We start from the raw sequence: 13,839 nt of genomic DNA, 5'->3' as shown, positions 1-13,839 counted from the left end.
AGTTTCAACACAAGGTGGAAGATGGCTCCCGTCAGTGCGGCTCCGGTGAGCCGCCGTTGCCTTGCGGAGTTCCCGTGTCCCAGTCCCCGATCAAGTTTTACAACTTCCCCCGTTCTGGCCATGCGCACCGCGTCGAGTTGATGCTGTCGCTGCTGGGCCTGCCGGTCGAGACCCTGTTGGTCGACCTGGCCCAGGGGGCACACAAACAGCCGGCGTTCCTGGCATTGAATTCATTCGGCCAGGTGCCGGTGATTGATGACCAGGGGGTGATCCTGGCCGACTCCAACGCGATTCTGCTGTACCTGGCGCAGCGTTATGGCCAGGGCCGCTGGCTGCCAAGTGACCCGGTGGGCGCAGCCCGGGTTCAGCGTTGGCTGTCGGTGGCGGCGGGGCCGTTGGCCTCGGGCCCGGCCACGGCACGCCTGATCACGGTGTTTGGCGCGCCGGACGATGCCCCGCAAGTGATTGCCCGTTCCCACACTCTGCTCAAAGTGTTCGAGCAGGAACTGGCGCCTAAGGCTTACCTGGCGGGTGCCGAGCCAACCATCGCCGATGTGGCGTGCTACAGCTATATCGCCCACGCCCCGGAAGGCAACGTGTCCCTGGCCGATTACCCCCAGGTCCGCGCCTGGCTGGCGCGCATCGAAGCCTGGCCCGGTTTTGTTCCGATGCCGCGTACTGTGGCCGGCCTGCAAACCGCGTAAACCACTGAGGGGCCAGCCAGTCTGGCGGCCCCGTTGACTGTGCCCCGGGCACAGGGGAGCCATCGTCATGAACCCACAATCGCCCTGGCATGCCGGTGAACAACGGTTGCAGGCGCATCTGGGCGTGGTTGAGCGCATGCAAGCCCTTGGCAGCAAGGTCATCCGCCAGGAAATGCCCGATCAGCACCGCCAGTTCTATCAGCAGTTGCCTTTCCTGTTGTTTGGCGCGGTGGATGCCGCGGGCAATCCTTGGGCCAGCCTCCTTGAAGGGCCGCCCGGCTTCGCCCATAGCCCGGCGCCGGAGCTGTTGCGCATTGAGCGTTTGCCAGCCCGCGACGACCCGGCGCAGTTGGCGGCGGGCGCCGCCATCGGCCTGCTCGGGATCGAACTGCACACGCGACGCCGGAACCGGCTCAATGGCCGGATCCAGGCTTACGCCGCAGACGGCTTCAGCGTTGCGGTGCAGCAGGCGTTCGGCAATTGCCCGCAATACATCCAGCGCCGCGAGTTCGAGCAGGCGCCACCCATCACCTCGGCCATGCCTGCGGTGCAACGGCTGGAACACCTGGACGCGGCCGCGACGGCCCTGATCAGCGCCGCGGATACGCTGTTTGTCGCCAGTTACCTGGACCAGCCGGAGGGCCGTTCGGTGGATGTTTCTCATCGTGGCGGGCCGCCCGGGTTCGTCAGGGTCGAGGGTAATTGCCTGACGATTCCGGATTACTCGGGCAACCGTTTCTTCAACACCCTGGGTAACCTGCTGCTCAATCCCCGCGCCGGTTTGCTGTTTATCGACTTTGCCCGGGGCGATCTGCTGCACCTCAGCGGCCGTACCCAGATCATCCTTGAGGGCCCGCAGGTCGAGGCGGTGCCGGGGGCCGAGCGGGTGTGGCAACTGCAGGTCGAGCACCTGGTGCGACGCCCGGCGGCCCTGGGTTTGCGCGGGCATTTCCCGGCGCCGTCGGTTTGATCGGAGCGGTGAAAAATACCCGGCGCGCATTGCTCCCGAGCCTGGGCCTGCGTAGGCTGGCGGATCTGAAAACAGGGCCTTGAACCGTAATGCCAGCCAGTTAAGGGCAAGCACTGTCATTGTGGCGAGGGAGCTTGCTCCCGCTGGGCCGCGCAGCGGCCCCAAAAATGGGACTGCTACGCCCCGGAGCCCCGGCTGGCCCCACGGGAGCAAGCTCCCTCGCCACAGGTTATGTTTCGCTCGCTCTAGCGCTTAACTGATCGGCATTAGCCTTGAACCGACCTTTTTTGCGTCAAGGGATACCCGCGATTCATGTCCGCTTCCGTCTGCGTCCGCCTTGGTGTGTTGCTGTTCGCCCTGTTGCTCGGCGGCTGCGAGCCCAGGGACACGAGCGCGCTCGATCAGCAGCTGTATATCTGGCAACGCCAATGGACCCCGGCCCACGGCGATGCACTGGCGCGGACCCGCGCCGACTTCTCCACCTTGCGCGTGCTGGCGCTGCAGGCCTTCCCCGGTGCCGGCTGGAGCCGCGCACGCATCGATGCACCGCTGCTCAAGGCCGACGGACGCCCGCTGATTGCGGTGATCCGCCTCGATGGCCAGCTCAAGAGCCTGGATCAGGCCGAGGTCAGCGCGCAGATCCTGCAATTGCTCGCTGACTGGCAGGCCCAGGGCCTGACCCCGGCCGGGGTGGAGATCGACCACGACGCCGGCAGTGCGCGGCTGCCGGCTTATGCCGGGTTCCTCACTCAATTGCGCGGCGTATTGCCGGCCTCTCTCAAGCTCAGCATCACTGCCTTGCCGTCGTGGCTGGGCAGCCGCGAGTTGCCGGCGCTGCTGGCCACGGTCGACAGCAGCGTGTTGCAGGTGCATGCCGTCAGCGATCCGCGGCGCGGCCTGTTCGATCCCCAGCAGGCCCGGCAATGGGCCGCGCGCTGGGCCAAGGTCAGCGATAAACCGTTCTACCTGGCCTTGCCGGCTTACGGCGTGGCCCTGCTGCCCAGTGATGGCGGGGCGCCGATTATTGAAAGCGAAGTGCCGGTGCCAGGCCTGGGCCAGCGCCGCGAGCTGATGGCCGACCCGGTGCAACTGGCCCAGCTGGCTCGCGAATTGCGCGCGGATCGGCCGCCCCATCTGGCGGGGTTGATCTGGTTTCGCCTGCCGCTCCAGGGCGATCGGCGGGCCTGGAGTGTCGAAACCCTGGGCGCGGTGGCCCGTGGCGATGAATTGGTCAGCCGGTGGCAGCTGACATTCAGCGAAAAAGACGGTCTGTTTGATATTCGCCTGGGCAACACGGGCAATCTCGACAGCCCCTTGCCCGAGCAGGTCAGCCTGGCGGTGGAAGGCTGCCAGGCCAGCGATGCCCTGGCCGGTTACGCGGTGCAACAGCGCCCCGGGCAGTTGCTGTTCACCCGGCGCAGTGAAGGCCGATTGCAGGCAGGAAACGCGCGAGCCCTGGGCTGGGCGCGTTGTTCAAGAATTGATCAAGGAGCGTCCCATGTTCGTCCCTAAACCCCGTCACCTGTTGTGCCTGAGCCTGTGCCTGCCGCTGACCTCGGCGCTGGCCTGCGGGCCGTTCTTCCCGGCGCGCCTGCTGGGTGACCGGGCGCAAACCCTGGCCGTGTTGCCCGAGGGCAGCTTTCAGTTCGAGGTCAGTCGCCTGGGGCAGGTGATTGCCGGGCTCAAGCCGGCGACCGAGGCTTCGCTGGCGCCCTATTACGACGGCGGCGAGCAGCCGTACCTGGAGCAGCGGGACAAGGCCGAGCAGGACGGCCTGACTGACGCCCAGCGCACGCTGGTGGCCCAGTTGCGTCAACTGCAGGACCCGCATCAGGCGCAGCAACAGGGCGCCAGCCTGCCACCGGAAATCAACCTGTACCTGGCCGGTGCCGTGGCCTTCAAGGCCGGCGACAACGCCCAGGCGGCGGAGTATTTCCGCCAGGTGCTGGCCTTGCCGGCGCCGCAGCGCGCACTGCGCAGTACCTGGGCTGCCTATTCCCTGGGGCGGGCGTTGTCCGCCATGGGCCAGGAGGCCAGCGACCTCGACGAACAGGGCCGCCAGGCGCTGATGCAGCAGGCCTGGCAGGCGTTCCAGCAAGCGCGGCAATTGAGCCGCGACGGCTTTGCCGACCCGTTGGAACTGGGCATCGCCAGTTTGGGCGAAGAAGCCCGCCTGGCGAAAACGGCCGGCGACTGGCAGCAGGCCATTGAGCTGTATGCCAGCCAGAGTCGCCTGGGTTCGTCGATCGGCACCAGCTCCCTGCGTGAGCTGGCGGGGGAACTCGCGGCACTGCCTGACGAGCAGTTGCAGGCCTTGTTCAGTCAACCTGCCGTCCCGCGCTTGCTGGCGGCGAGGCTGATCAGCCGCTTGACGGGCGAACCCACGCAGCGCTCGGAGTCTGATCAGAAAATGATCAAGCTGCTCAGCCATTCGGCCAGCGGCAGTCTGGACAACGCCGACCGCCTGGCGGCACTGAATTATCAGATCGGCGACTACGCCACCACCAAGCTGTTGCTCGAACAGGCCGGCGATGGCGGCCTGGCCTGGTGGCTGCGGGCCAAGCTGGCGCTGCGCGACGGTGACAAGGCCGCGGCGGCCAGCGCCTATGCCAAGGCGGCCAAGGCCTTCCCCCGGGGCGAAAGCTGGGGTGAGCGCACCGGCGAGGACGGCAACTACGAAACCCTCAGGCCCGGCTGTCGGGTCGAGGGTGAAAGTGCGGTGCTGGCGCTGGAGCGTGGCGATTACCTGCAGGCGTTCGAGCAGCTGTATCACAGCGACGACATCTACTGGCAGGACGCGGCCACCGTGGCCGAGCGCGTGCTGACCGTGGATGAACTCAAGCAGTTCGTCGACACCCAGGTCCCGGCGCCACCGCCGACGCCCAAGCAGGAACAGGGCTACTACCAGACCCTGCCGATTGCCGCGCAGCTGCGAGAACTGCTCGGCCGCAGGTTGTTGCGCGAAGGCCGCTACGCCGAAGCGCCGGGCTACTTTGACAGCCCCGAGTTGCAGGCCACTGCCAAGGCCTATGGCGATTACCGGCGCCAGGCGGAATCGGCCTGGCTGCCCACCGGCCGTGCCGAAGCCTACTACCGGGCCGGGCAATTGGCGCGCAAGTCGGGGATGGAGATCCTCGGTTATGAGATGGGGCCGGATTACCGCACCCTGTGGGGGGACTACAGCCTGGAGATCCCCGCGACCACGGTCGGGCCTTTTGTCAGTGCGGCGGAAGTCGAACGCCAGCAGGCCAGCCAGGCCGAGCCCGACGTGCGTTATCACTACCGCTATGTGGCGGGCGCCTTGGCCAACACCGCCGCCGATTTCCTGCCCCACAGCAGCCAGGCCTTCGCCGCGGTGCTGTGCAAGGCGGCGCGCTGGACCCGGGGCAGCGATGTCGAGATCGACTACTACCAGCGTTATGTGGAACACGGCCCCTATGTGGAATGGGCCGGCAACTTCGGCATGAACTGTGAAGAGCCGAATTTCGACACCGCCAACAAACGCTACCTGACCCAGTGGCTGGACGGGCTGTACTCCACACTGCGAGCCCACAAGACCGGCGTACTGCTGGGCGCAGGTTTGCTGGCGCTGGGCGCCGGCTACCTGCTCTGGCGCAGAAGAGCCTAAGCGGCAAGCTTCAAGCGGCAAGCTACAAGTTTGAGGCTCGCCGCTCGCCGCTTAGAACTGCGTTGCTGCTCCTTCCACATCCATTGCTGCCTGGCGCAGGGCTTCGGAGCGGGTGGGGTGGGGGTGGCAGGTGAGGGCGATGTCTTCGGCCGAGGCCGAGAACTCCATGGCCACGCAATACTCGCCGATCATTTCACTGACGCTGGGGCCCACCAGGTGCACCCCGAGGATCTGGTTGGTGTGCTCATCGGCCAGCACCTTGGCGAAGCCTTCGGTCTCGTGGTTGATCTTGGCCCGGCTGTTGGCGCTGAACGGGAACTTGCCGACCTTGTAGGCCCGGCCTTCGGCCTTGAGCTGCTCCTCGGTCTTGCCGACGCTGGCCAGTTCCGGCCGGGTGTAGATGACGTTGGGGATCAGCGCGTAATTGACCTCGGCGGCCTTGCCGACGATCTGCTCGATGCAGGCCATGGCTTCGTCCTCGGCCTTGTGGGCGAGCATCGGCCCGGAGGTCACGTCACCGATCACCCAGACCCCGTCCGCCGCCGTACGGTGGCGCTCATTGGCCAGCATGCCCCGCGGGTCGGTGCTCAGGCCGACGTTTTCCAGGCCCAGCCCCTGGGTGTAAGGCCGGCGCCCGATGGCTACCAGCACGTAGTCGGCCTCGATCAGCTCTGCGCTGCCGCCGGCCGCCGGTTCGACGCTCAACTGCACGCCATTGGCCGAGGGGGTGGCGCCGGTGACCTTGGCCCCGAGCTTGAAGGCGATGCCCTGTTTGCCCAGGGCGCGCTGCAGGGTTTTGCCGGCTTCGCCGTCGACCCCGGGGCAGATCCGGTCCAGGTATTCGACCACGGTCACCTCGGCCCCCAGGCGGCGCCAGACCGAGCCCAGCTCCAGGCCGATGACCCCGGCCCCGATCACCACCAGGTGCTTGGGCACTTCGCCCAGGGACAGGGCACCGGTGGAGTCGAGGATGCGTTTATTGTCGATCTCCACCCCGGGCAAGGGCGTCGGCTCGGAGCCGGTGGCGATCACAATGTCCTTGGCCTGCAATAAGGTCTTGGCGCCCTGGTTGTCGGTCACCGTGACCTGGCCCGGCCCGTCGATATGGCCCCAGCCCTTGATCCAGTCGACCTTGTTCTTGCGAAACAGAAACTCGATGCCCTTGGTCAGGCCAGCCACGCTTTCATCCTTCTGTTTCATCATCTGCGCCAGGTTGAGGGTCGGCTTGACCTCGATGCCCAGGTTGACGAATTCCTGGCCCATGGCCGCGTCGTACAGCTCCGAGGCATGCAGCAAGGCCTTGGACGGCATGCAGCCGACGTTCAGGCAGGTGCCGCCGAGGGTGGCGCGGCCTTCGACGCAGGCGGCTTTCAGCCCCAGCTGGCCGGCACGGATGGCCGCGTTGTAGCCACCGGGGCCACCGCCCAGAATCACGACGTCGTAGGTACTCATGGGGTTACTCCTGCACAAGGGATGAGAAAGGGAGACCGTTAAAGGCGGCTCGGATAAAAAATTATGGTCGTAATATGAGACTTCGAAAGCGCACCGGTCAAGGGCCGGGTTTCGAGGAGGGAAGGCGGGGCAGAGCAGGAGGGAGGTTGCTCGGGGGAGGTCGATGCCCCCGCCCGAGCGATAGCGCGTCGTTACCTCAGGTCCACCAGTAGCGCACCAGGTGGAAGAAGATCGGCGCGGCGAAACACACCGAATCCAGGCGATCGAGCATGCCGCCGTGGCCTTCGATCATGTGGCCCCAGTCCTTGACCCCACGGTCGCGCTTGATGGCCGACATGACGATGCCACCGGCGAAGCCCAGCAGGTTGATCAGCAGGGCGATCAGGAACGACTGCCAGATGTTGAACGGGGTGATCCAGAACAGCGCGCCGCCGATCAGCGAAGCCAGCAGGATGCCGCCGACAAAGCCTTCCACGGTCTTGGACGGTGACAGGTTGGGCGCGATCTTGCGTTTGCCGAAGAGTTTTCCACAGACGTACTGCAGCACGTCCGACAGTTGCACGACGATCACCAGGTAGGCGATCAGCAGCAGGTTGCGGCCTTCATAACCGGCAATGTCGAGGGTCAGCAGGGCCGGCACGAACGACACGCAGAACACCGCGATCATCAAGCCCCACTGGACCTTGGAGGCGCGTTCCAGGAAGTGCGTGGTGTCGCCGCCCAGGGACGCCAGGATCGGTAGCAGAAGGAACACGTAGACCGGGATAAAGATCGAAAACAGCCCGTACCAGTCCGAGTAGATCAACAGGTATTGCAGGGGCAGCGCCAGGTAGAACGCCGCCACCAGCGCCGGGTAGTCGCTGCGCCGGGTCGGGGTCAGGGTCAGGAATTCACGCAGGGCGTAGAACGACACCGCGTAGAACAGCAGGATCACCGCGCTGGTGCCGAGCCAGAACGCCAGGCCGATCACCACCACCATCACCCACCAGGCGTTGATCCGCGCGTTGAGGTTGTCGATCACCGAGTTGGGCGTGCCGCGGGTGCGCAGCTTGAGGATGAAACCGATCAGCGAGGCCAGCACCAAAATGGCACCGATGCCGCCGAACAACATCAGGGTTTGCTTATCCATGTCAGGAATGCTCCGGGGCCAGGGCCAGCAGCGCTTCGCGGCTGCGTTCAAGGAAGTGCTCTTTGCTTTCACCTTCTTCAAGGTTCAGCGGGGCGCCGAAACTGGTGGTGCATAACAGCGGCAGCGGCAGGAACCGGCCCTTGGGCATGACCCGGTTCAGGTTGGCGATCCACACCGGGATCAATTGCGCCTGTGGGTAACTTTTTGCCAGGTGGTAGATCCCGCTCTTGAACGGCAGCAGGCCGTCTTCGAGGTTGCGCGTGCCTTCGGGGAAGATGATCAGCGAATCACCGTTCTCCAGGGCATCGAGCATGGGCTGCAAGGGGTTATCCACAGGCTCTTTGCGCTCGCGGTCGATCAGCACGCCGTTGAACACCCGGTTGATGATGTAGCGGCGCAGGGTGCTCTTGTGCCAGTAGTCGGAACCGGCCACCGGTCGCGTCAGCTTGCGCAGGGCCGGCGGCAACGAAGCCCAGAGCAGCACGAAATCGCCGTGGCTGCTGTGGTTGGCGAAGTAGATGCGCTGGGTCGCTTCCGGCGCGCAGCCGAGCCACAGGCTGCGAGCCCCGGTGATGCTGCGCGCGGCAGAGGTGATGAGGGTGGAGACCACGGGTTCGAACATGAGAATTCCTTATCCGGCAAAGGCCAGCCAGGGGCTGGCCAGGATGAAGCCCAATGTCAGCAAAACTTGTGCAGCGAGCAGCAGGGCCTGGCGGCGCAACAGCCCCAGGGCACCACGGGTACGTTCCGGCCAGGGCCGGCCAGCGCGTGCGGCGGGTTGCAGGCCCAGCGCACTGAGGGCCAGGTCCAGCGCCTGGGTGCGCTCGGCCAGTGGCTGTGGGTCGTCGGCGACCCGTTGAAACAGGTCGGCATCGAAGGCCACGCGCAGCGCCCAGTATTTTTCCAGCAGGCCCAGCACCAACAGGGTCGCCCCGAAAAACAGCAGCCATGGATTGAAATTCGCCAGCCACCAGGGGCTCAGCCCCAGAGCGACACCGAACAGGCTCAGGCCTGTGGATAACTGATCCAGGCTGCGCCCGCTGCGCAACAGGCTGGCCATCGCGTGCAATTGCATGTCAGTGGCCATAAACCGCACCCGCGACTGTGGATAACTGCTCCAGGGCCTGACGGTGCGCCGGGTGCAGGACGATCTGCGGCCGCGCACGCTGAATCTGCACGATAGCGGCATCGACATTGACCGCGCGCCCGGTGTGCAGCAGCCAGGCGGCGATGGCGGTGGCGCTGCGGGAATAACCCAGGGCGCAGCACACCAGCAGCGGGCCGTGCTGGCGCAGGCGCTCGATGGCCTGCGCGGCGGCCAGGCACTGTTCGGCGCTGGGGGCGGTCAGGTCGAGCACAGGGATCGAGCGGTAGGCCAGGTGCCGGGCATCCAGGGACAGCTCGGCGCACAGGTCGACCACCGCGCTGAACGGGCTGTCCCGCAGCTCGGCGGGGGTCGGAATCCGCCCCAGCCAGACGTTATCCACAACCTGGTCCGGCTGTGGATGCTTGCGCGTCCACAGCCTGGAGTTGATCCAGGCCGCCGCCAGGTAAGGCGCCAGCAGCCAGCGCGCGGCGGGGCTCAAGCGCCCGTCCGCGCTTTTTTGAAAGCCTTCGGCGCCGATCAGGGCGTAGTTCAGGGCCACCAGCAGCACGGCCACGGCCGGCCACACCAGCCACAGCCAGGCGCCGCCCAGGGTCAGGGCAGGGTAGCCCAATAGCGCCGCTGCAATTGCGTAGCGCACGGCCAACTGCCAGCGCTTGGGGTCCTGGGCGGGCTTGAGGCGCAGCAGCGGGCTGGGCCGGTCCAGGGGCCAGAGCCAGACGCACAGCCAGCCGGCCAGGGCGCCTGTGGGCAAGTCGACAAAGTGGTGTTGATAAGTGGTGAGTACCGAGACCCCGATCAGCGCGAACCAGCCGTGCACCAGCCAGCGCCAGAGCCCTTGGCTGTGCCGTTGATAGCAGACCCAGAGGATCACCAGCAGGGCGATATGCAGCGACGGCGCCTGGTTGAACGGTTTGTCGAACCCGGCCAGGACCTCGAACATCCAGCCGAACACCCCATCCAGCTCCGGCCGGGCAAAGGTGAAGCTCAACGGCCAGAGCAGGAAGCAACTGACCGCGATCAACTGCGCCGTCAGCAGGCGCAGGGCGTGGCGCTTGAGTTCTTCGCGGCTGTTGGGCAGCAACAGGGACAGGCCGTACAGCAGGTCGATGGACCAGTAGGGCACGATGGTCCAGGCCCAGAACGGCATGTGGCTTTCCCAGCCGAACACCAGGCTGCCGACATCGTCACGCTGGGAGGTGTACCAGGTGGCGAAACCGTAGGTGCTGAAAAACAGCGGTGCCAGCAGCAACAACCAGAGCACCGCGGGTTTCAGCAAGCCGGGCTCGCGGCCCGGCGTTGCGGCGTGGGTCATCATTGCACCCGTTGGGCCAGGGACACGCTGAAAATGCCCCACTCATCGACGCGCATGGTCACTTTGCGGAAACCGGCGGCTTCCACCAGTTGGTCCATCTCCGCCTGGGTCCGGCGGCGCATGACCCAGGCCTGGCCCTGGCGGTGGCTGGTCAGGGCGCGGGCGATCAGTTCCAGCTGCGGGTGCCACGGCTGCCCGGTGTACACCAGGTAACCGCCGGGTTCCACGGCCTCGGCCAGGCCGGACAGCGAGCCGCCGACCATCTGGTTGTCGGCGAACAGCTCGTACAGGCCCGAGACCACCGCCAGGGTCGGTTTCGGGTCGAGTGCCGCGAGGTCGGCACGGTCGAAGGCGTCGCCTTTGACGAAGCGGGCAATCTGGCCCAGGCCTTTCTCGCCGATCAGCGCACTGCCGTCACGCACGTTGATGTCGCTGTAGTCGCGCAGCAGGATCGATTCCGGCAGCGGGCTGACCCCTTGCAGGGCTTCGAGAATGTAACGCCCGTGACCGGCGGCGATGTCGACGATGCGCACTTCGCTGTTCTGTTCGCGCAGCTTGCCCATGGCCAGGCGCAGCAGCTCCTCGACGTTCAGCTTGCGTTGGCGGATGCCGCGCCAGCCGATGGAGTTGAGGTAGTTCTGGTCGATCATGCGGCCCAGGGCCGAGGTGCCGGTGGGTGTGTTGCGGTACACGTAGTCCAGGGTGCTGCCGGAATCGAAACCGGTGTCGAAGCCCAGCTTGACCCCGGCCGACAGCTGGCTGCCCAGGCGCATGCTGGCGCGGGTCATGCGCCAGTACAGGTCACGGGGCGAGTTGTGCGGCAGCGGCGCGGCCAGGGATTCGGATTCGGCACAGGTGGCGCCCAGGCGATCGGCATCGAGCAGGGAAGGGCGGTCCAGGGGCTGGGCGAAGGTCTGCAGGATAAAGCGTCGTGCGCTGGCAACCGCTGGGGCGCGGTTCTTCTCGCCCAGGGTGTCGTGGAAGAAGCCCGGCAGGATGTGTTTTTCCTTGTGCAGGCTGCCCAGGCGTTCGAAGAACTGCTCCTGGGGTTTGCGGTGCACCACGAAGTCGGCGCCGGAAATCAGCAGTTGGGTCGGCACCTGGATCGCCTGGGCGTCGGCCACCACGCGATCGGCGGCTTCATACAGGCCGAGCAAGACGTTGACCGAGATCGCCTTGGTGATCAGCGGGTCGCTGTCATAGGACGCGACGCGTTCCGGGTCATGGCTGAGAAAGCGCGCCTTGACGTAGCTGTTGACGAAGAAGTTGCCGCGAAACTTGCGCATCAGGGCCAGGCCGCTGCGAGCAAAGGGCACGTAGAGCTTGACCTTGAACGCCGGCGACGCGAGTACCAGGGAACGGATGCGTGGCGCGTAGTCGTGGACCCAGGTCGAGACGATGACCGCGCCGACACTCTGGGCGACGACCGCGATGTGCTCTTCGTCGATCTGGTAGGTGGCGTTCAGGTGGTCGCAAAAGGTCTGCACGTCCCGCGCGCTGGTGGCGAAACTCGGGCTGTCGCCCCGTGCACCCGGGGACTGGCCATGGCCACGGGCGTCCCAGGCGAAGAAGTCGAAGCCGGGCAGGTCCAGTTCGTCCACCAGGTGGGCGATGCGTCCGGAGTGTTCGTGACCGCGGTGGAACAACAGCACGGCCTGGCGCGGCTCGCCGGGTGTGGCGGCGGTGGCTGGCCAGTGCCGGTAAAACAGTTCTACGCCATCGTGGGTAGTGAACGTCTGGTGTTGAGCATCGCGCATTGCAATTTCCTTATGCTGAGGGAGCGTTGTTCTGCACTTCTTTAAGGCCCTGGCGGACCCGGTTCACGAGGGTGTAAAGCAGCAGTGCGGCGACGATCGCCAGGACGCCGTTGATCCAGGCAGCGGCAAGCCAGCCCAGGGCAATGCCGGTGGCCATGACGCCGAGGATGAACGCCCGATCGCTTTTGCCCATTGGCCCGTCGTAACGCCGGGTGGCGCCGACCATCGGTCCGAGCACGCCGGCGTATTCGCTGAACAGCGCCAGCAGCGTGACCGCCAGCACCAGCAGCAGGCTGACGCCGGGGATCACGGCAAACGGCAGGATCAGTGCGCAATCGGCGACGATGTCGCACAGTTCATTCAGGTAGGCGCCGAGGCGCGACTGCTGGCCGAACTCTCGGGCCAGCATGCCGTCGATGGCGTTCAACGCCATGCGCAGGATCATCCATAGGGGAATCAGGGCGAACAGCCACAGGTGGCTGGCGAAAAAGGCGATCACCACACCCACCAGCACCGAGACCAGCCCGGCCAGCACGGTGATCTGGTTGGCCGTGGTGCCGTTGTCGTAAAGACGCTGTACCAGAGGCCGCAGCAGGTTCTGAAAGCGCGGTTTGAGCTGATAAATCGAGAGCATGGTGGGACAGTTCCTTGTCACGCTGGGGAAGCCGGGTTGGATTATTGCCATAAATCCCGGGGCGCCGACATCAGTACTTCCCTTGAGGCCCCGGGTTGCCTAGTGATTTTTTGACGCACCGCACAGACGAAAAGGCATAGGTCGTGACAAAAATTTCACTACTATTGTTATATTGTAACTAATTGTTTCGATTTCAGCGGCCTGGAAATTATCCACAGGCCCGGTTTGAACAACTGTACCTGTTGGGGTGGTATGCAAGTCGATCTTGATGCGCAAGGGGAGGGCGTCCAGGCCTTGCCACGGTTTCAGCGCGCGGGGTTTCACGCCCGCCGCTTGAAACGCTGGGGGGTTGGCCTGGCCGCCGTCGCGGCGAGTGCGATGGTGCTGGCGTTGTTTGTGGTGCTGTTTGCAACGCAGTCGATCTGGCCGGTGCTGCTGATGAACCTGGCAGCGGCACTGATGGTGCTGGTCTGCGGCCTGCAATCGGCCTGGTGGGTGGCGCATTGGCGTGCCGGGGCGCTGGAAAACGCACCGCTCCTGATTGAGCCCCAGCCCATTTCCCCTGACGCGCCAACCCCCGCCGCCTACGAGCGTTTGCTTGAAGGCATGGGCCGGCGCGGGCGCGGGCTGTTATCGCAGATCGGCGCGCCGACCTTGTGGCTGGCGGCCGGCGCCTTGCTGGCGCTGTGGGCCATCAGCCAGTTCTGGAACCTGGAGTTGCCAGGTGCGGCCCTTGGTGTGTCCGCCAGTGTGGGCGCGGCCCTGGCCTTGTTGCTGGCGTTCGCCCTGCTGGTGTTCGAGCGACAGCTGTCCCAGGAGCACCCCGCTGAATGGCCGGAGGCCGGGGCTTTGGCGCAGCTGGCGCGGGTGGCGATCATCTGCCTGGTGCTGGGTGCGCTGTGCCTGTTGTTTGCCGGCGAATCCGCCGTCTGGCCGGTGCGCCTGGCGGTGCTGCTGGGGGCGTTGCCGGGGTGGGTGGCGGTGGAGCTGCTGCTGCGGGCGCTGCTGTCCCTGTTCAGCCCCCACCGCGCACGCCTGGAGCCGCGGCTGCTGGCCCACAGCGTGGTGGCCGATATGCTGCGCTGGCCGCCGCAACCGCTGCGCGCCCTGCAACACGAGCTGCACAACCGCTTTGGCATCGACCT

Annotated in this window: 10 protein-coding genes and 2 pseudogenes; 5 read left to right on the top strand and 7 right to left on the bottom strand. The window is 65.8% G+C overall.

Features of this window, described 5'->3' with window-relative positions:
* The first annotated feature begins 74 nt into the window (after positions 1-74).
* The 4 genes and pseudogenes from CF161_RS02205 to CF161_RS02190 all read left to right on the top strand — a co-directional run bounded on the left by CF161_RS02205 (position 75) and on the right by CF161_RS02190 (position 5,302).
* On the top strand, positions 75-704 hold the full coding sequence (locus tag CF161_RS02205; protein ID WP_043228466.1) for a glutathione S-transferase family protein: 630 nt from the start codon (positions 75-77) through the stop codon (positions 702-704).
* Between the two features lie 67 nt (positions 705-771).
* Positions 772-1,668 (top strand): annotated as a pseudogene (locus tag CF161_RS02200) (pyridoxamine 5'-phosphate oxidase family protein); the annotation flags it as partial.
* 318 nt (positions 1,669-1,986) lie between these two features.
* A complete protein-coding gene (locus CF161_RS02195) occupies positions 1,987-3,186 on the top strand; it encodes a DUF3142 domain-containing protein (protein WP_020294913.1) in 1,200 nt (399 codons plus the stop codon).
* Positions 3,173-5,302, top strand: coding sequence for a hypothetical protein (locus CF161_RS02190; RefSeq protein ID WP_020294912.1), 2,130 nt, complete (start codon positions 3,173-3,175; stop codon positions 5,300-5,302). The genes CF161_RS02195 and CF161_RS02190 overlap by 14 nt, the downstream gene beginning before the upstream one ends.
* Positions 5,303-5,353: 51 nt before the next feature.
* On the opposite strand, the gene lpdA is transcribed toward CF161_RS02190, so the two are convergent.
* The 7 genes from lpdA to CF161_RS02155 all read right to left on the bottom strand — a co-directional run bounded on the left by lpdA (position 5,354) and on the right by CF161_RS02155 (position 12,694).
* Positions 5,354-6,754, bottom strand: coding sequence for a dihydrolipoyl dehydrogenase (lpdA, locus tag CF161_RS02185; protein WP_020294911.1), 1,401 nt, complete (start codon positions 6,752-6,754; stop codon positions 5,354-5,356).
* 196 nt (positions 6,755-6,950) lie between these two features.
* Positions 6,951-7,883 (bottom strand): phosphatidate cytidylyltransferase, encoded by a 933-nt coding sequence (locus tag CF161_RS02180; protein WP_020294910.1) that lies wholly within the window; start codon positions 7,881-7,883, stop codon positions 6,951-6,953.
* Between the two features lies 1 nt (position 7,884).
* Positions 7,885-8,505 (bottom strand): 1-acyl-sn-glycerol-3-phosphate acyltransferase, encoded by a 621-nt coding sequence (locus CF161_RS02175; protein ID WP_020294909.1) that lies wholly within the window; start codon positions 8,503-8,505, stop codon positions 7,885-7,887.
* A gap of 9 nt (positions 8,506-8,514) precedes the next feature.
* Positions 8,515-8,970 (bottom strand): hypothetical protein, encoded by a 456-nt coding sequence (locus CF161_RS02170; RefSeq protein ID WP_020294908.1) that lies wholly within the window; start codon positions 8,968-8,970, stop codon positions 8,515-8,517.
* Positions 8,960-10,303 carry a phosphatase PAP2/dual specificity phosphatase family protein gene (locus CF161_RS02165; protein ID WP_020294907.1) on the bottom strand — a complete coding sequence of 448 codons (1,344 nt, stop codon included), beginning with the start codon at positions 10,301-10,303 and terminating at the stop codon, positions 8,960-8,962. The genes CF161_RS02170 and CF161_RS02165 overlap by 11 nt, the downstream gene beginning before the upstream one ends.
* Positions 10,303-12,060 (bottom strand): bifunctional alpha/beta hydrolase/class I SAM-dependent methyltransferase, encoded by a 1,758-nt coding sequence (locus tag CF161_RS02160; protein ID WP_020294906.1) that lies wholly within the window; start codon positions 12,058-12,060, stop codon positions 10,303-10,305. The genes CF161_RS02165 and CF161_RS02160 overlap by 1 nt, the downstream gene beginning before the upstream one ends.
* A 10-nt stretch (positions 12,061-12,070) precedes the next feature.
* Complete coding sequence (locus CF161_RS02155) at positions 12,071-12,694, bottom strand: CDP-alcohol phosphatidyltransferase family protein (RefSeq protein ID WP_020294905.1); 624 nt, start codon at positions 12,692-12,694, stop codon at positions 12,071-12,073.
* 252 nt (positions 12,695-12,946) lie between these two features.
* Between CF161_RS02155 and CF161_RS02150 the strand changes: the two are divergent.
* Positions 12,947-13,839 (top strand): annotated as a pseudogene (locus CF161_RS02150) (protease modulator HflK); the annotation flags it as partial.

Origin of the sequence: Pseudomonas sp. CF161 (genome assembly GCF_000416215.1) — a bacterium.
Classification (GTDB): Bacteria; Pseudomonadota; Gammaproteobacteria; order Pseudomonadales; family Pseudomonadaceae; genus Aquipseudomonas.
This window is presented reverse-complemented; position numbering and strand designations above follow the sequence as displayed.